Annotated in this window: 17 protein-coding genes; 7 read left to right on the top strand and 10 right to left on the bottom strand. The window is 66.1% G+C overall.

The features are described from left to right. Window positions 1-255 precede the first annotated feature (255 nt). Together AB0J29_RS35765 and AB0J29_RS35760 are read right to left on the bottom strand one after the other, a co-directional pair. Window positions 256-1053 carry an SDR family oxidoreductase gene (locus tag AB0J29_RS35765; RefSeq protein WP_364795421.1) on the bottom strand — a complete coding sequence of 266 codons (798 nt, stop codon included), beginning with the start codon at window positions 1051-1053 and terminating at the stop codon, window positions 256-258. After that, window positions 1050-2240, bottom strand: coding sequence for an acyl-CoA dehydrogenase family protein (locus AB0J29_RS35760; protein ID WP_364795418.1), 1191 nt, complete (start codon window positions 2238-2240; stop codon window positions 1050-1052). Before AB0J29_RS35760 ends, AB0J29_RS35765 begins: the two co-directional genes overlap by 4 nt. Before the next feature lie 96 nt (window positions 2241-2336). Between AB0J29_RS35760 and AB0J29_RS35755 the strand changes: the two genes are divergently transcribed. From AB0J29_RS35755 to AB0J29_RS35725, 7 genes are all read left to right on the top strand, one after another. After that, entirely contained in the window at window positions 2337-3890 is a 1554-nt protein-coding gene (locus AB0J29_RS35755; RefSeq protein ID WP_364795415.1) for a FadD3 family acyl-CoA ligase, read from the top strand. Then, on the top strand, window positions 3890-4792 hold the full coding sequence (locus AB0J29_RS35750; RefSeq protein ID WP_364795413.1) for an enoyl-CoA hydratase: 903 nt from the start codon (window positions 3890-3892) through the stop codon (window positions 4790-4792). The genes AB0J29_RS35755 and AB0J29_RS35750 overlap by 1 nt, the downstream gene beginning before the upstream one ends. Continuing rightward, on the top strand, window positions 4792-5934 hold the full coding sequence (locus AB0J29_RS35745) for an acyl-CoA dehydrogenase family protein (RefSeq protein WP_364795411.1): 1143 nt from the start codon (window positions 4792-4794) through the stop codon (window positions 5932-5934). Before AB0J29_RS35750 ends, AB0J29_RS35745 begins: the two co-directional genes overlap by 1 nt. After that, complete coding sequence (locus AB0J29_RS35740; RefSeq protein ID WP_364795408.1) at window positions 5931-6962, top strand: acyl-CoA dehydrogenase family protein; 1032 nt, start codon at window positions 5931-5933, stop codon at window positions 6960-6962. Before AB0J29_RS35745 ends, AB0J29_RS35740 begins: the two co-directional genes overlap by 4 nt. A gap of 20 nt (window positions 6963-6982) precedes the next feature. Continuing rightward, window positions 6983-8065, top strand: coding sequence for an acyl-CoA dehydrogenase family protein (locus AB0J29_RS35735; RefSeq protein ID WP_364795424.1), 1083 nt, complete (start codon window positions 6983-6985; stop codon window positions 8063-8065). A 116-nt stretch (window positions 8066-8181) separates the two neighbouring features. Then, window positions 8182-8631, top strand: coding sequence for a MarR family transcriptional regulator (locus AB0J29_RS35730; RefSeq protein ID WP_364795405.1), 450 nt, complete (start codon window positions 8182-8184; stop codon window positions 8629-8631). A gap of 45 nt (window positions 8632-8676) precedes the next feature. Next, entirely contained in the window at window positions 8677-9429 is a 753-nt protein-coding gene (locus tag AB0J29_RS35725; RefSeq protein WP_364795402.1) for a DUF427 domain-containing protein, read from the top strand. A gap of 17 nt (window positions 9430-9446) precedes the next feature. Here AB0J29_RS35725 and AB0J29_RS35720 read toward each other — a convergent pair whose 3' ends face one another. The 8 genes from AB0J29_RS35720 to AB0J29_RS35685 form a co-directional block, all read right to left on the bottom strand. Continuing rightward, window positions 9447-9809 carry a DUF5615 family PIN-like protein gene (locus AB0J29_RS35720; RefSeq protein WP_364795399.1) on the bottom strand — a complete coding sequence of 121 codons (363 nt, stop codon included), beginning with the start codon at window positions 9807-9809 and terminating at the stop codon, window positions 9447-9449. After that, on the bottom strand, window positions 9806-10039 hold the full coding sequence (locus tag AB0J29_RS35715) for a DUF433 domain-containing protein (protein ID WP_364795396.1): 234 nt from the start codon (window positions 10037-10039) through the stop codon (window positions 9806-9808). The genes AB0J29_RS35720 and AB0J29_RS35715 overlap by 4 nt, the downstream gene beginning before the upstream one ends. A gap of 123 nt (window positions 10040-10162) precedes the next feature. Continuing rightward, window positions 10163-10354 (bottom strand): helix-turn-helix domain-containing protein, encoded by a 192-nt coding sequence (locus tag AB0J29_RS35710; RefSeq protein WP_364795394.1) that lies wholly within the window; start codon window positions 10352-10354, stop codon window positions 10163-10165. 68 nt (window positions 10355-10422) lie between these two features. Continuing rightward, a complete protein-coding gene (locus AB0J29_RS35705; RefSeq protein ID WP_364795392.1) occupies window positions 10423-10827 on the bottom strand; it encodes a type II toxin-antitoxin system VapC family toxin in 405 nt (134 codons plus the stop codon). Beyond that, entirely contained in the window at window positions 10824-11099 is a 276-nt protein-coding gene (locus AB0J29_RS35700; RefSeq protein ID WP_364795389.1) for a type II toxin-antitoxin system prevent-host-death family antitoxin, read from the bottom strand. The genes AB0J29_RS35705 and AB0J29_RS35700 overlap by 4 nt, the downstream gene beginning before the upstream one ends. 43 nt (window positions 11100-11142) lie before the next feature. After that, window positions 11143-12063: an AraC family transcriptional regulator gene (locus AB0J29_RS35695; protein ID WP_364795385.1), complete on the bottom strand. Its 921-nt coding sequence runs from the start codon at window positions 12061-12063 to the stop codon at window positions 11143-11145. 127 nt (window positions 12064-12190) lie between these two features. Then, the gene (locus AB0J29_RS35690; protein ID WP_364795382.1) at window positions 12191-14800 is read right to left on the bottom strand and encodes a LuxR C-terminal-related transcriptional regulator; all 2610 of its coding nucleotides are present in this window, start codon (window positions 14798-14800) and stop codon (window positions 12191-12193) included. 81 nt (window positions 14801-14881) lie between these two features. Beyond that, window positions 14882-16171, bottom strand: coding sequence for an adenylosuccinate synthase (locus AB0J29_RS35685; protein ID WP_364795379.1), 1290 nt, complete (start codon window positions 16169-16171; stop codon window positions 14882-14884). Window positions 16172-16581: the final 410 nt, after the last annotated feature.

Here is a 16581-nt window from a genome sequence, read left to right as displayed (position 1 = left end):
CTCGCGTCCGAGCCGTCGAGACTCGCGACTACGTCGCATGCGCTTCGACGACTCGGACGCGAGACGGGCCGCGAACGGGTCGCTCGTAAGACTCGCTCCGTTGGGGTCACGGACGGCGGGGCGTTCGGCACCTGATGCGCGCGCGTCGAGACTCGCGCCCGATCGGATGTGCTTCGACGACTCGACCGAGTCGACGGCCGCGCCTTCGCGTGGACGCGAGGAAGGCCGCGAACTCGCTCCGTTGGGGTTCTTAGGTCAAGCGCGCTGGCTGCTGATCGACACCACTTCGCCGGTGAGGTAGGTCGTGTAGTCACTGGCCAGCATGGCGATGGTGGCGGCGACTTCCCAGGGTTCGGCGGCGCGGCCGAAAGCCTCGCGTTCGGAGAGGCGGTCGAGCAGTTCGGTCGAGCTGACCTTATCCAGGAAGGCGTGTCTGGCGATGCTCGGGGAGACGGCATTGATGCGGACGCCGAGTTCGGCGGCCTCGACGGCGCTGCAGCGGGTCAGGGCCATGACGCCGGCCTTGGCGGCGGCGTAGTGGGCCTGACCGTACTGTGCGCGCCAGCCGAGCACGCTGGCGTTATTGACGATCACACCGCCGTGGCCCGCATCACGGAAGTAGCCGAGGGCGGCGCGTGTGCAGCGGAAGGTGCCGTTGAGGGTGATATCCAGGACGCGGTCCCACTGTTCGTCGGTCATATCGACGACGGGGGTTTCACCGCCGAGTCCGGCATTGTTTACCATGATGTCGATGCGGCCCAATGCCGTTGCGGCACCGCGGATCAGCTCGTTGACCTGTTCGGTGCTCTGCACATCGCACGCGATCGAGGCGACCCGGCGCTCCGGGAATTCGGCCTTCAGTTCGACCTCGGTTTCGGCGAGACGCCGCTCGTGCCAGTCGGATACGACGACATCGGCCCCCTCGGCGAGCAGCCGGCGCGCGGTAGCCGAGCCAATGCCGGTGCCCGCCGCCGCAGTGATCACGGCATTGCGTCCGGTCAGCAGGCCGTGCCCTGGAATGGGCTGCGGCGCAACGGAAAGCGGTCCGTTCATGGGCGAGCCTCCCGCGGCAGTCCGAGCACGCGCTCGGAGATGATATTGCGCTGCACTTCGTTCGAACCTCCGTAGATCGTGTCGGCGCGGGTGAACAGATACAGCCGCTGCCATTCGTTGAGATCGTCCTCATCAGCCACCAGTCCGGCGGGCCCGAGCACGGCCATGGCCAATTCGCCGAGGCCACGATGCCAATTGGCCCACAGCAGCTTCGAGACCGACGCCTGACCGCCGTCGTCGGCGGCGCTGTCCTGCATGGTGCGCAGCGCGTGGGCTCGCAGGACGCGCAGGCCGACCCATGCCTTGTCGATGCGATCGGCGATCAATGGGTCGTCGGCCGCGCCGGTACGGCGGGCCAGTGCCTCGACATCGGCCAGTTCGCGGGCGAAGCGGATCTGCTGGCCGAGCGTGGAGATGCCGCGCTCGAAGGTGAGCGTGCCCATGGCGATGCGCCAACCGTCACCGGGTTCGCCGACGACCAGGTCCGCGGCGGTGCGGGCATTGTCGAAGAAGACCTCGTTGAATTCCGAGGTGCCGGTCAGCTGGATGATCGGGCGGACCTCGATGCCCGGCTGATGCATCGGAACCAGCAGGTAGGAAAGGCCCTTGTGCCGGGTCGAACCCTTTTCGGTGCGCGCGACGACGAAGCACCAGTCGGCCACATGAGCCAGCGAGGTCCAGATCTTCTGGCCGTTGATCGACCATTCATCGCCGTCGAGCTGGGCGCTGGTGGTGATGGCGGCCAGATCCGAGCCCGCACCGGGTTCGGAGTAGCCCTGGCACCACAGCTCGGTCACATTCCGGACGCCCGGCAGGAACCGCTCCTTCTGCGCCTGGGTGCCGAAGGCCAAAATCGTCGGACCGAGCAGTTCCTCACCGACGTGGGAAACTCGCGCGGGCGCATTCGCTTTGGCGTATTCCTCATGGAAGATCACCTGCTGGCGCACCGAGGCCTCGCGCCCGCCCCACTCCTTGGGCCAGCCGAGGCAGGTCCATCCGGCGGCGGCCAGATGCCGGTCCCAGGCGAGGCGTTCCTCGAATGCCTCGTGTTCGCGGCCGGGCCCGCCGAGTCCGCGCAACGCACGGAACTCGCCATCGAGGTTCTCGGCCAACCACTCGCGCACTTCTGCGGAAAACCGCGCGTCCTGTGCAGCGGTATCGGAATCTGAGGTCTGGATCGCAACCACGCCGGTAGGATAACCTACCAAGCACTTGCTTTGTTAGAGCCTGACCGGTTTATCTGGCAAAGGCAGCAAAAGACCCCGCCGACGGTGAGGACAACCGTGACAACCCCTGCACAAACGACACCCATGGCACTGCACGATGCCGCGCGCACTTTCGGCACCGCGCCCGCCCTCGGCGATGGCGAGGTACGGCTGGACTGGGCGCAGTTGCTGACGGCGGTGCAGGAGGTGGCGCGGGCGCTGATCGCCCGCGGCGTGCAGTCGGGTGATCGGGTCGCTATCTGGGCGCCGAATACCTACCACTGGGTGATCGCCGCCTTGGCCACCCATTACGCGGGCGCGGCCTTGGTGCCGCTCAATACCCGCTATGTCGCCGATGAGGCCGCCGATGTGCTCGAGCGCGTCGAGGCCAAGGCGCTGTTCATCGCCGGAACCTTCCTCGGCCGGGATCGGCTCGCCGAATTGCGCTCCGCCGCACCGGAATTGCACATCGATACGGCGGTGGTCATCCCCGTGGAGCCGGGCACCGAGACCACCGACGCCGCGGCCGTCAACTGGTCGCAGCTCGCCGGTATCGCCGAATCGGTCCCGGTAGCCGATGCCGTGCAGCGCGCCGAGGCCGTCGACCCCGAGGACATTTCCGACATCTTGTTCACCTCCGGCACCACCGGGCGCAGCAAGGGCACCCTGGTCGCGCATCGGCAGGCGCTGTCGGTGGTGCGGGCCTGGGCCGAGTGCACCACCTTGACCGGCTCCGATCGCTATCTGGTGGTCAGCCCGTTCTTCCACAACTTCGGCTACAAGGCGGGCATACTCGCCTGCCTGGTGACCGGCGCGACGATCATTCCGCAGGCGACCTTCGATGTGCCCGCGACCATGCGCCTGGTCGGCGCCGAGCAGATCTCGGTGCTGCCCGGACCCCCGACCATCTACCAGACCATTCTCGACTTCCCGGACCGGGACAACTACGACCTGAGCAGCTTGCGCGTCGCGGTGACCGGCGCCGCGACGGTGCCGGTGGTATTGGTCGAGCGCATGCGCTCGGAACTCGATTTCGATGTCGTCATCACCGGTTACGGACTTTCCGAAGCCGCCGGATTCGGCACCATGTGCCGCGCCGATGACGATGCCGCCACCATCGCGGGCACCTGTGGCCGCCCCATCGCCGATTTCGAATTGCGACTGAGCCCGGAGGGCGAGGTATTGCTGCGTGGGCCGAATGTGATGCTCGGCTACTTGAACGATCCGGAAAGTACCGCCGAAACCATCGATGCCGAGGGCTGGCTGCATACCGGCGATATCGGCACGATCGACGAACGCGGGTATCTGAAGATCACCGATCGGCTCAAGGATATGTACATCTCCGGCGGTTTCAATGTGTATCCCGCGGAGATCGAACAGGCCCTGGCCCGGCTCGACGGCGTGGCCGAATCCGCCGTCATCGGAGTGCCGGATACCCGCATGGGTGAGGTGGGCAAGGCATTTGTGGTGCGCAAGCAGGGCGCCGCACTCACCGAGGAGCAGGTGCGCGGGCATGCGAGCACCGTGCTGGCCAATTTCAAGGTGCCCCGATTCGTCGAATTCCGGAACCAACTGCCCTATAGCGCCGCCGGGAAGGTGCTCAAGCGTCAACTACGTGAGGAGAAGTCGTAATGTCCGACGAGAACGGTGTTCCCGATGAGGGAGACGTCGTTACCTATGAGCGGCGCGGCCCGATCGCGATCGTCACGCTGAACCGGCCGGACTACCGCAACGCGCAGAATTCGGTGATGACCTATGCCATCGACGCCGCGTTCGAGCGGGCCGTCGAAGACGCCGAGGTCAAGGTGATCGTCTTGGCGGGCAACGGAAAACATTTCAGCGCCGGCCATGACATCGGCACGCCGGGGCGCGATCACCATGTGCGCTATCAGAACAAGGCCACGCTGTGGTGGGACCATGTGGACCGGGTCGGCGGCGATCAGCGCTTCGCCCGCGAGACCGAGGTGTACCTCGGGATGTGCCGCCGCTGGCGGGAAATCCCCAAGCCGACGATTGCGATGGTGCAGGGCGCGTGTATCGCGGGCGGGCTCATGCTGGCCTGGGTCTGCGATCTCATTATCGCCTCCGATGACGCGTTCTTCTCCGATCCCGTTGTCCGCATGGGCATTCCGGGTGTGGAGTATTTCGCGCATCCGTGGGTGATGGGTCCGCGCGCGGCCAAGGAGTTCCTGTTCACCGGGGACCGCTTCGATGCGGCCCAGGCCAAGGAATGGGGCATGGTCAATCGCGTCGTGCCACGCGTCGAACTCGAGACCGAAACCCTCGCGCTGGCCGAAAAGATCGCCACCATGCCGCAATTCGGACTAGCGCTGACCAAGAAGGCGGTGAACCAGGCCGAGGATCTGATGGGTATGCGCGCGGGCATGGATTCGGTATTCGGCCTGCACCACTTCGCGCATGCGCACAATGCCGAGGTCGGCGCGGATTCGCTTGGGGGCATGAACGCCAAGTCGATGAAGGCCACCGCGACGGCGGCCACCCAGTCGACGTCCGAGCAGAACGGGACAACGTAGTGGATCTGGATTTCGATCAGGCGACTCAGGAATTCCAGCGGGAAGTTCGCGAATTCCTTGCCGCCAATAAACCCGCGAAGCCGCTGCCATCGATGGATACCGAGGCCGGATTCGAGGCGCATCGCGAATGGGAGCGCACGCTCGCCGAGGCGCGACTGTCGGTCGTCTCCTGGCCGCGGGAGTACGGCGGGCGCGATGCCTCGCTGCTGGAGTGGGTGCTCTTCGAGCAGGAGTACTACGCCGCCGGTGCGCCGGGGCGGGTCAGCCAGAACGGCATCTTCCTGTTGGCGCCAACACTTTTCGAGCACGGCACGCCCGAACAGCTGGATCGGATCATGCCGCGGATGGCGCGCGGTGACGATATCTGGGCGCAGGCCTGGTCCGAACCGGAGGCGGGCAGCGATCTGGCCGGTATCCGCTCGACCGCGCGGCGCACCACCGGTGGCTGGCTATTGAGCGGTCAGAAGACCTGGAGTTCGCGGGCATCGTTCGCGGACTGGGCATTCGGCCTGTTCCGCAGCGATCCCGATGCTGAACGGCACCGCGGACTCACCTACGCGATGTTCCCGCTATCCGCAGATGGTGTCTCGGTACGGCCGATTCCGCAGTTGGACGGGGAGCCCGGATTCGCGGAAATCTTCCTCGACGATGTCTTCGTGCCCGACTCCGATGTGATCGGCGCGCCCGGCGAGGGCTGGCGGGTCGCGATGAGCACATCCAGCAATGAGCGCGGACTATCGCTGCGCTCCCCCGGCCGCTTCAGCGCCACCGCGCAGCGGCTCATCGATCTTTGGCTCGACACCGGCGACCGCACCAATACTGCACAGCGAGATGCGGTGGTGGACGCCTGGATCGGCAGCGAGGCCTACCGGCTGCATACCTTCGGCACGGTCACCCGGTTGAACGAGGGCGGCAAGCTGGGCGCGGAATCCTCGATCACCAAGGTGTTCTGGTCCGAACTGGATATCACCATGCACGAAACCGCGCTGGAGGTACTCGCCGGTGCCGCCGAACGGTCCGGACCGTGGACGGACGGCTATCTGTTCTCGCTGTCCGGCCCGATCTACGCCGGTACCAACGAGATTCAGCGCAATATCATCGCCGAGCGGCTGCTCGGACTACCGAGAGGGAGCAGCCGATGAGATTCGCGCTCAGCCCGGAACAACTCGACTTCGGCACCAGCCTGCGCAAGTTGCTCGACGCCGGACGCACTCCCGCCGCCGTGCGCAACTGGGCCGCGGGCGATTCCGAGCCCGGCCGCGGACTCATCCGGCAGCTGGCCGGTGCGGGTGCGCTGGGTCTCGGCATCGAGGAGCGGCACGGTGGGATCGGCGCGGAGCCGATCGATCTGGTCGTCGCCTTCCAGGAGATCGGCCGGGCCGCAGTGCCCGGACCGCTGGTCGAGACGGCGGCCGCGATACCCGCACTGCTGCAAGCTCTCCCGGATACCGCACTGGCCGCACGCTGGCTGCCCGGGTTCGCGGAGGGGGCGGCGCTCGGCACGCTGGCATTCACCTCACCCGAACACGGCACCGTCGCGTTGGATGCGGATTCCGCCGAGGTGGTGCTGATCGCCGAAGGTAATCAGCTCCGCACCGGACATCGCGCGGGGCTGGTGCGTTCGGTCGATCCGGCGCGGCGGCTGTTCGTCGTCGAATCCGATGCTGTTGTCGCCGAGGGTGCGCAGGTACTCGAGGCGGTCGCGGCCGCCTTCGATACCGGTGCGCTGGCCAATGCGGCACAGTTGCTCGGCGCGGGACGGGCGCTCTTGGCGGCGGCCACCGAATATGCCAAGCAGCGCAAGCAGTTCGGCAAGCCGATCGGCGAATTCCAGGCGGTCAAGCAGAAGTTGGCCGATGTGCTGATCGGGCTGGATCTGGCCGAGCCGCTGCTGTACCGGGCGGCATTGACCATGGGTGAAGCCACGCGCGGGCGCGACGTCTCGGCGGCCGTTATCGCCTGCGGTGATGCGGCCTATCGGGCGGCGCGGGCGGCGTTGCAGGTGCACGGTGCGATCGGGTACACCGCCGAGTACGACCTGTCACTGTGGTTGACCAGGGTGACCGCGCTGCGGTCGGCTTGGGGTACACCGGATCTACATCGTTCCCGGATTGCCCGCGCACTGCGCGATGAGGCGGTTCGGGACCGAGCACTGCGAGGCGCGAAATGACCACATCGCGTAACGATTCGATGGCAGGTGGTGGTCAGGTGACAGGCGGGCCGAGCACTGAACACCAGGAATTCGCCGCCTCGGTCCGGGCGCTGCTCACCAAGCACGCCGGATCCGCCGCGGTGCGCGCGGCCATGGAAACCGAACTCGGCTACGACCAGACGCTGTGGCGGCTGTTGTGCGAGCAGGTCGGCGTCGCGGCGCTCGCGATTCCGGAGGAATACGGCGGGTTCGGTGCCAGCCTGATCGAATCCCTGCTGGTGGTAACCGAATTGGGGCGCACGCTGGCCGGGGTGCCGATGCTGGGGGCGGCCGTGCTCGGTGCACAGGCCGTGCTGTTGTCCGGTGACAACGAGGCATGTGAGCGGCTGCTGCCCGAGGTTGCCGAAGGTTCTCGCACGATCGCGGTGTGCTGGGCGGGGACCGGCGGCTGGGACGAGCCGGGTGTGCACTCCGAAGACGGAACACTGTCCGGCACAGCACATTACGTGCTCGACGGGCTGGCTGCCGACACCCTTGTCGTGGTGACCTCGAACGGCCTGTTCGAGGTCGATTCAGGTGCCGAGGGCGTCACCCGACGCGTCGTCGCGACGATGGATCCCACTCGCAAGCTCGCCGAAATCACCTTTGCGGCGGTTCCGGCGCGGCGGCTCGGTTCGGCGGATCCGGCGCTCGTCGCGGCGCGGCTGCACGAAATCGCTTGGGCCGCGGTGGCTGCCGAGCAGGTCGGCGCCGCGCAGCGGTGTCTGGAGCTGACGGTCGAGTACACCAAATCCCGCGTGCAGTTCGGCCGGCCGATCGGCAGTTTCCAGGCGCTCAAGCACCGCATGGCGGATATGTATGTGCTGGTGGAGTCGGCCAAATCCGCGTCGTATGCGGCGACGGTCGCGGTGGCGGAGCACAGCCCGTCCGCCGCGGAGGATGTCTGGGTGGCGCGGACGCACTGTTCGGAAGCGTTCACGACCATCGTGGCGGAGATGGTGCAGTTGCACGGCGGCATCGCCATTACTTGGGAACATGACGCGCATTTGTTCTTCAAGCGCGCACACGGTGATGCGCAGTTGTTCGGGCAGCCCCGCAGGCCGCTCACCCCGACCGCGTGAACCCAAGGAGTCCCGCTCCACGGGGCGCTATCGTTTGCACTGGTCATGTGGCATGGGGCAGCCTCCTGGCCATACATAGTTAGCGTATGCAATAATACTGCATGCAGCAGGCTCGAGTGGCGACAGCAGATGACATCGTGGTCAACCTACTGGTCACCGCGGGCCGGCTGACCCGGCTGGCCGGGGTGATCAGCGGCGACGATCTGCCGCGAGCCGTGATGCGCGCACTTGCGGTGCTCGACGAACACGGCGCGGTACGCGTCAGCGAATTCGCTCGCATCGATCGATGTTCACAGCCGGCGGCAACGGCGCTGATCGGCAAGCTCGTCGCGGATGGATACGCCTCCCGACGCAAGGATCCGGATGATTCCCGGGCCGTCGTCGTCGAACTCACCCCGGCCGGACGCACCCGCTTGACCCGTGCCCGCGCAGCCTTCGGCGGGGCGATGGCGGCGGAGCTCACCGGTTTCGATATCGAACGGTTGGCCCGAATGGAAAGCGATATGAAGGAGCTGCTGGACGCACTGAAAGAGTCGGTGCCGCGGCCGCTCCCTACGTCGCGATAGCCGATTCCGCTGGTCGGACCACCTTCCGGAGTACGGTCGGAGAGTATGACCGATGAGAAGCGTGGCCTAGTCAAGGTAGCGACCAGCCAGAAGCGAGTCCGGGTCTACCTCGGCGGCCAGTTGGTCGCCGATACCGCCCGCCCGGTCCTGGTCTGGGAGAGTCCGCACTACCCGACCTACTATTTACCCGTCGCGGATCTGCACGCGAAACTCGAGCCGAACGGCACCAGCGCGAAATCCCCGAGCCGTGGCACCGCGACCGGATACGACGTGGTCGTCGACGGCACCACCGCGGCCGGAGCCGCGGTGCGCTATCACGACTCCCCATTCACCGAACTGAACGACCTGGTGCGCCTGGACTGGAACGCCATGGACGAATGGTTCGAAGAGGATGAGCCGGTCTACGTCCACCCGCGCGATCCGTACACGCGAGTCGACATCCTCGCCAGCTCCCGCCACATCCGCGTAGAAGTCGACGGCACCACGGTCGCCGACTCGCACTCACCCCGCATCCTCTTCGAAACCGGCCTCCCCCCAAGGTATTACCTCCCCCTGACCGATGTCCGCCTCGACCTACTGAAACCGTCGCAGACCCACACCGGCTGCCCCTACAAGGGCACCGCCGAATACTGGACCGTCCACATCGACGGCAAGGAATACCCGGACATCGTCTGGGGCTACCGCACCCCATTCCCGGAAAGCCAGAAGATCGCGGGCCTGGTCTGCTTCTACAACGAGAAGGTCGATATCTACCTCGACGGCCAACTCCAAGAGCGCCCCAAAACCCCCTTCAGCTGACGCAGCAGTCGGTCGGCTCACTGGGGAGCGCTGTGCGCAACCAGCCGATCGTGGCCGACCTCGACAACCGCACACTCCTCGAGCAGTCGCACGATCTCGGCGAGATGTTCGCTGAATAATTGAAGCAGAACAGCATTGGTGATGTTGCCGGTCGACACAATCAGCAGCGACCGTGGCGACTGGTCGAGTACGTGTCCGATCCAGAAGTCGCGATCCTTGGTGACGACAACTCGACCTTCTCGATCAGCGATCGCCGCGATTTCATCATCCGTTGTCCGGTTTCCTTGTGCGATCGTGGAGGTGTGCACGACGTCGTGCCCAGCGTTCTTCAGCAGGACGGCCAGCTTGCGAGGAAGCTGGGCGTCGACGAGGAATTTCACGCCGCGTCGAAGGGGATCGTTGTCTGGCGGGCAGTCACGATTGCCGCGTATTCAAGCACCGCGAGTATGTCGTCGGTCTCCAGATCCGGGTAGTCGGCCAGAATCTCATCGATACTCATGCCCGCTGCCAGCAGCTCCAGCAGCATCTCCACGGGGTACCGCAATCCGCGCACCACCGGCTTGCCGTGGCAGACGGCGGGGTTCGAAGTGATGCGATCGAGGCGGGACATGACGACTACTCTACCTCAGCACGAGGGCTACTACCTGCGGCGATGTTCGAATTCGAGCATCTGCCGCAGCTAGAGCGCGAGCGTCCACACCACAGATCGTGAGCGTGTTCAGCTGAGCGACGATCAGACCGCGATCAGCGGTGGCTGGTCGTCCGCGCGACGGTATTGCCCTGGGGCCTGGCCGTATTCGCGTTTGAAGGCCTTGGCGAAGGCGAATTCGGAGGTGTAGCCGACCTTTCGGGCGATGGTGCCGAGTGGGCTGTCGGTGTCGCGGAGCAGGCGGGCGGGCGGTGAGCATGCGCCAGCGGGTGACATAGGCCAGGGGTGGCTCGCCGACTGTGGCGATGAAGCGGCCCAAAACCCCCTTCAGCTGACGTTTCCGATCAAATCGCAACGACCTCGAGCATGCTTTCGAGCCCACGGAAATCCTTGCCGTTGCGCGTGTAGAGCGGCAGCCCGCGGGCCGACGCTATCGCCGCGATCAGCAGGTCCATCCTGCGTGGTTTGGGATCACGTTTCGCCGCCACGGTCAGAGCCACCAACGTTCCGTACCGCGTCGCCGCATCTTCGTCGAACGGCAGCGGATCGAAGTCCACAATGGCAGCGCCGAGCTGCTCGGATCGCGCGGAACGAGTCGCGGCATCCTTGGCCATCGCGACGCCCTGATTCAGCTCCGCCAGGGTGATAGCAGTGATTTCGGGGATCTTGGGCAGGGCATCCGGATCCAGGACATCCAGATCGAGATACGCGCAGGTATCGAGGACGCCGGAAGCGTGCCGGTTCGTCATCGACGGGATTCCCATATGTCATCGTCGCCGATGCGGTCCTCGGTACCGAAGAACTCGTCCGCCTCCCGCCGCATCCGGGCATGGTCCACGCGCGGCAGTTTGCGATGCCGTGCCACGAGTTCCGCAGCGGTCAATCGGCGGCGGCGACCGACGGGCCGCAGTTCGGCGACCTCCACACCATTGCGGGTGACCCGAAACACCTCACCGGCCTCGACGGCATCCATGACCGCTGCGGAGTTATTGCGGAACTCCCGCTGCGTGATCACCTTCATGAGGCCAGCGTAGCCCAATGTAGCACCCAAGGCTACAGGCACTTCAGACCGCGATCAGCGGTGGCTGGTCGTCCGCGCGACGGTATTGCCCTGGGGCCTGGCCGTATTCGCGTTTGAAGGCCTTGGCGAAGGCGAATTCGGAGGTGTAGCCGACCTTTCGGGCGATGGTGCCGAGTGGGCTGTCGGTGTCGCGGAGCAGGCGGGCGGCGGTGAGCATGCGCCATCGGCTGACGTAGGCCAGGGGTGGCTCGCCGACAGTGGCGATGAAGCGGCGGGCCAGGGTGGCGCGCGAGACGCCCGCGATATCGCTGAGGTCGGGGACCGTCCAGGTCCGGGCCGGCGCTTCGTGCACGGCGCGCAGTGCGGCCGCGACCGCCGGATCAGCGAAGGCGCCCGCCCAACCGGTAGCGGGTTCGGCGACGGCCTGCTCGTCGAACCACGCGCGCAGGATGAATAGGAGCAGAGTCTCCAGGATGGTGGGGACCGCAGCATCGCTACCCTGTTTCGGTTCGGCGACCTCGGCAGCGAGCAGGTCGACGGCGGCGCGCAAGGACGGGTGGCGGCCGGGACGTGCTGGGAGATGGATGAATTCGGGGAGTTCGTCGAGCAGCGGGTGGCTGCGCTGCCTGCCGAGTTCGTATGCGCCGCAGAGCAGGGCGGTGCGGGCGCCGGGCCCGATGATCTCGCGCGTCTCCCCCGGTTGCGCCTGCTCGGTGACCGGACTGTCGAGGCGGTCGAGCAGGTCGTGGTCCGCGCCGCGCGGCATGAACAGGACGTCACCGACTCCGAGGGCAATGGGTTCGCCACCGGTCGGCACCGCGAAGCACGAACCCTGTAGCACCACATGGAAACCCGCGCCGGGAACGACCGGATAGGCGCGGCCCCATGGTGCGTGCCGGATGAACAGGCCGGAGGTCGGATTGCCGGTGCGAATGGCGGCTATGGTTTCACTGAGGATATCCACCTCTTCACCATATCTCTCACATATGAGCGTTTCAGACATGAAAATGTGAGGTTAACCTATTCACCGGTCGCCCGCCTGCCACCGACGACCGCCCGTGCACCTCGCGGATAAGTCCGCGACGGATCACTCAGCTGAATCCACCGGAGGACTCGCCGCGTATCAGCGCTCCGAGGGACTCGCGGTCGGTGACGTCCATCTTGATGCAGGCGCGGTAGAGGTGACCCTCAACCGTGCGGACCGAGACGGTGAGCCGGTCGGCGATCTGACGGTTGGACAGGCCTGCCGCAACAAGATTCGCGATTTCCCGTTCGCGGGCGGTCAGCGGCAAGGGGTGGGCTGCCTGGCGCAGGGCAGGCGTGCTGGCACCGCCGCAGGCGGCGGCGAGCCGGTTCGCGGTGGCGGCGGACTCGAGGAGACGGCGGCGGTCACCGGCGCGGTCGTGCGCGGATGCGGCCTGGGCGGCGGCATCGGCGGCCGAGAGCAGGGCGCCGATGCGTTCGAATTCGGCTGCGGCTGCGTCCAGGCCGGGTCCGTCATGGACGGAGAGTGCCACCGCGTGGCGGGCTTGGACTTGCACCAGCCGGCCATCGACCCGGACGGCCAGGTCGGCGAGCCGGCCTGCCACGGAATGGTCGCCGAAACGAGCCGCCGCATGCAGTGCCATGGCCTCGATGGCGTGCTGCTGTGCGCGCGCCGCAGCGTCGGCGGCGCCGATGGCCAGTCGGATAGCGGGAGTGACGGTGCCTTCCGCGGCGGCCGCGCAGGCGCGCGCGACCTCCAACTGCGGGTCGTAGACCGCGCTGTGCCTGCCACCGCGCGCGGTCGCCTCGGCAATGGATTCGGCCGCCTCCGCGGCCCGGCCGAGCGCCGAATACGCCTCGGCCAGACGGATTCGCGCCGGAATGTGCCAGGCGGCGGCCCCCTCGGCGGTGAGCGCGGCCAACGCCTGTTCGAGATGTTCGATCCCGTCCAGGAAGCGCCCCTGCGCCACGTCGACGGTGCCCTGCAAGATCTTCGACATCCCCCACGCCAGATACTGGCCCGGCGCGGAATAGCCGAAATACCCTGATGCGCAACGACGTGCGGACTCGAGGTCACCGGTGCAGATCAGTGCGAGGACTTCGGCGTGGGTCGAGATGAACCGGTTGAGCCCGTCGATATGCGACTCCACCTGATGCCCGCGGGCCGCGTACTGCCGCGCCGCCTCCCCCTTACCCATCAGTGCCAGCGCCAAGCCGCCGCCGAAGGCCGCCCACCAAACCGCCCATGGTGGTGCGCCTTCGGTCTCCATCACCGTCTCGGCTCCGGAAAACGCATCATCGAGGCGATTTTCATTGACAGCGCACGCCGAAGCCAATCCATCGAAGGTCGCGATGATCTTCGGATGGCGCACCTTGCTCCGCAGCATCGTGAGCACCTCGTCGGCGCGCTCGGCATCGCCCATGGCCCAGAACAGATTCGACACCCGAGTAGTGCCCCAGCGAGCCAGCTGCACCTCGTTCATCTGATCGGGATCGAAGCTGGCGAGGGTGCGTTCGGCCTCGATGCGATGGCCCTGCCACAGGAGCGCGCGGGCCAACAGGTCGGCAGCCTCCACCCCACCGCGACGTTCCACCGCGGCCCGCGCGAACCGCTCACCGAGCGGCAGATTGGCCAGTCCGATCGCATCGGCGGCGGCCGCTTCGAAGAGTTCCAGATCGGCGGATTTATCACTGTCCAAAGCCAATTCGGCCAGCCGGATGCGGTCCGGCGCGGAATTGATCGGTCGTTCCTTGAGCGAGGAGTACAGCCGCCCGCGCAGCCGCCGGGCCGAGGCGATGCCGAGCCTGCGCCGGATGACCTCACCGAACAGCGGATGGTTGTAACGCACGGTCAGCTGATGCGTGTTCTCGACAACCCTGATGAGCCCGCGGGTTTCGGCGGCCTCCACGGCTTCCTCGCCCGCCAGTTCGGAGAGCACGTCGAGATCGATGGGCTCGCAGAAGGTCAGCAGTTCGAGCACCCGCAGCACCGGTTCGGGCAGCTGCTCGACCCGATCCTCCAGTAGCGCAGCCAATTCCGAGGTCACCGCAGCCCGACCGCGCAGCTGCCAGACGCCGTTCACCTGCCGCAGTGCACCCGCCTCCAGCGCGCCCTCCACCAAATGCCGAAGGAACAGGGCGTTTCCGCCGGAGGACTCCCACATCAGGTTGGCGGTGAAGCCCTCCAACTGCCCGCCGAGCATCGACTCCACCAGATCGACACTTTGCCGCTGGGTGAACGGCGCGAGGTCGATGCGCAGCAGATGACCGTCTTTCCATAACGAGGTGACCGCGTCGGGTACCTGCACCCCGCTGCGCACGGTCGCGACGATATGCGCGGCCTTATCGATGGCCAGCTGCAAAAGCAGTGTGGCCGAGAGCTGATCGAGCAGGTGCGCATCGTCGACGCCGATGATCGCGGGCCCGTCAGCTAGCAGTGCCTCGCGGGCGGCGGACATGAATGTCACCGGATCGTGCGCCGTGTAAACGCCGACCATATGGGCGAATACGCCCAATGGGATGCTGCGGGCCGACTCTGTGCCCGCCACCCACCGGATATTGCCGCCTACCGCGCCCGTCGCTTGTCGCGCCAGCGTCGTCTTTCCGACTCCGGCCTCGCCCGTCAATATCGCACCGACACATTCGGTTCCGATGAGTGCCGCGCGGATCGCTTCGAACTCGGTCTCGCGCTCGATCATCGGCCAGTTCCGAGCCATAGCTCTTACTGTAGTTCGTCACCGATCACGATCGACGACAACGAACGATGAACGGGCGCACCGGTTCCGCTGTTTCGGCCGCTAACCGAGCACGTCGTGCCGGACAATGGTCTGGTCACGCCCGGGTCCGACGCCGATACAGGAAATGCGGGCGCCGGACAGCTCCTCCAGCCGCAAGACATAGGCCTGGGCGTTGGCCGGCAGCTCCTCGAACGTCTTGACATGGGAAATGTCCTCCCACCAACCGGGCATCTCTTCGTAAATCGGCTTGGCGTGGTGGAATTCGGTCTGGGTGGTCGGCATCTGCTCGACCCGCTTGCCATCGATTTCGTAGGCGACGCAGATCGGCACCCGCTCCAGACTCGACAGGACGTCCAGTTTGGTGAGGAAGTAGTCGGTGATGCCGTTGACCCGGGTCGCGTAGCGCGCGATGACCGCATCGAACCAGCCGCAGCGGCGGGCCCGGCCGGTGGTCACGCCGACCTCACCACCCTGCTTGGCCAGGAATTCACCGAAGTTGTCGAATAGTTCGGTCGGGAACGGACCCGAACCGACGCGGGTGGTGTAGCACTTCAGGATGCCGAGCACCGTCGTGATCTTGTTGGGTCCGACACCCGCGCCGACCGCCGCACCACCCGAGGTCGGGTTGGACGAGGTCACATACGGGTAGGTGCCGTGGTCCACATCGAGCAGGGTGCCCTGCGAACCCTCCAGCAGTACAGTCTCGCCGCGCTCGAGCGCGAGATTCAGTTCCAGGCGGGTGTCGGCGATGCGGTGCTTGAAGCTATCCGCCTGTCCGAGCACCTCATCGACCACTTGTTGCGGATCCAATGCGCGACGGTTGTAGATCTTCACCAGGACCTGGTTCTTGAACTCCAGGGCCGCCTCGACCTTCTGGGTCAGGATCTTCTCGTCGAGCACATCGGCGACGCGCACCCCGACCCGAGCGACCTTGTCCTGGTAACACGGACCGATGCCGCGACCGGTGGTGCCGATCTTCTTGTTGCCGAGGAAGCGTTCGGTGACCTTATCGATGGCCACGTGGTACGGCATGATCAAATGCGCGTCCGCCGAGAGCAGCAATCCGGAAGTATCGACACCGCGCTCCTCCAGCCCGGCCAACTCGGCGAGCAGGACGCCGGGATCGACCACGACACCGTTGCCGATGACGTTCGTCACGCCCGGGGTGAGGATGCCGGACGGGATCAGATGCAGTGCGAACTTGTCGCCATTGGGCAAGACAACCGTGTGCCCGGCGTTATTACCGCCTTGGTACCGGACGACCCATTGCAACCTGCCACCGAGCAGATCGGTTGCTTTGCCCTTACCCTCGTCGCCCCACTGGGCGCCGATCAGGACGATTGCCGGCATGGTCGTGTCTCCTACGGTTCGACGCGCAACAGCCATCTGTTGCAGCTACCTGCCGTATTGAGGCGGTGGCCGGAAGCACAGTCTACCCAAAGCGTTAAAGGCGGCGTTGAACCGGATCGCGGGCGACGGTCGACGGTCGACGTTACGCACCCACCACGGAGCGAACCTTACGAGCGAGGAGTTCGCGGCCCGTCTTGCGGCCGAGCCGCAGGCACGGCCATCGAACACAGCCGAGCCGTCGAAGCGCACGCGACGAAGTCGCCAGTCTCAACCGTCCGGCACGCGTGCACCAAGTGCCGAACGCCCCTCCAGCACCGACCACCACGGAGCGAGTCTTACGAGCGACCCGTTCGCGGCCCGTCTCGCGTCCGAGTCGTCGAAGCGCATGCGCCGCAGGCGCGAGTCTCGAC

Origin of the sequence: Nocardia sp. NPDC049707, assembly GCF_040674855.1 — a bacterium.
In the GTDB taxonomy this organism is placed as follows: domain Bacteria; phylum Actinomycetota; class Actinomycetes; order Mycobacteriales; family Mycobacteriaceae; genus Nocardia.
This window is presented reverse-complemented; position numbering and strand designations above follow the sequence as displayed.

What these genes read in the sequence shown, in the direction of transcription:
- AB0J29_RS35765 (WP_364795421.1), bottom strand. Translation starts at nt 1,053, where the DNA reads ATGAACGGACCGCTTTCCGTTGCGCCGCAGCCCATTCCAGGGCACGGC.
- AB0J29_RS35750 (WP_364795413.1), top strand. Translation starts at nt 3,890, where the DNA reads ATGTCCGACGAGAACGGTGTTCCCGATGAGGGAGACGTCGTTACCTAT.
- AB0J29_RS35740 (WP_364795408.1), top strand. Translation starts at nt 5,931, where the DNA reads ATGAGATTCGCGCTCAGCCCGGAACAACTCGACTTCGGCACCAGCCTG.
- AB0J29_RS35735 (WP_364795424.1), top strand. Translation starts at nt 6,983, where the DNA reads ATGGCAGGTGGTGGTCAGGTGACAGGCGGGCCGAGCACTGAACACCAG.
- AB0J29_RS35725 (WP_364795402.1), top strand. Translation starts at nt 8,677, where the DNA reads ATGACCGATGAGAAGCGTGGCCTAGTCAAGGTAGCGACCAGCCAGAAG.
- AB0J29_RS35715 (WP_364795396.1), bottom strand. Translation starts at nt 10,039, where the DNA reads ATGTCCCGCCTCGATCGCATCACTTCGAACCCCGCCGTCTGCCACGGC.
- AB0J29_RS35710 (WP_364795394.1), bottom strand. Translation starts at nt 10,354, where the DNA reads ATGTCACCCGCTGGCGCATGCTCACCGCCCGCCCGCCTGCTCCGCGAC.
- AB0J29_RS35705 (WP_364795392.1), bottom strand. Translation starts at nt 10,827, where the DNA reads ATGACGAACCGGCACGCTTCCGGCGTCCTCGATACCTGCGCGTATCTC.
- AB0J29_RS35700 (WP_364795389.1), bottom strand. Translation starts at nt 11,099, where the DNA reads ATGAAGGTGATCACGCAGCGGGAGTTCCGCAATAACTCCGCAGCGGTC.
- AB0J29_RS35690 (WP_364795382.1), bottom strand. Translation starts at nt 14,800, where the DNA reads ATGGCTCGGAACTGGCCGATGATCGAGCGCGAGACCGAGTTCGAAGCG.
- AB0J29_RS35685 (WP_364795379.1), bottom strand. Translation starts at nt 16,171, where the DNA reads ATGCCGGCAATCGTCCTGATCGGCGCCCAGTGGGGCGACGAGGGTAAG.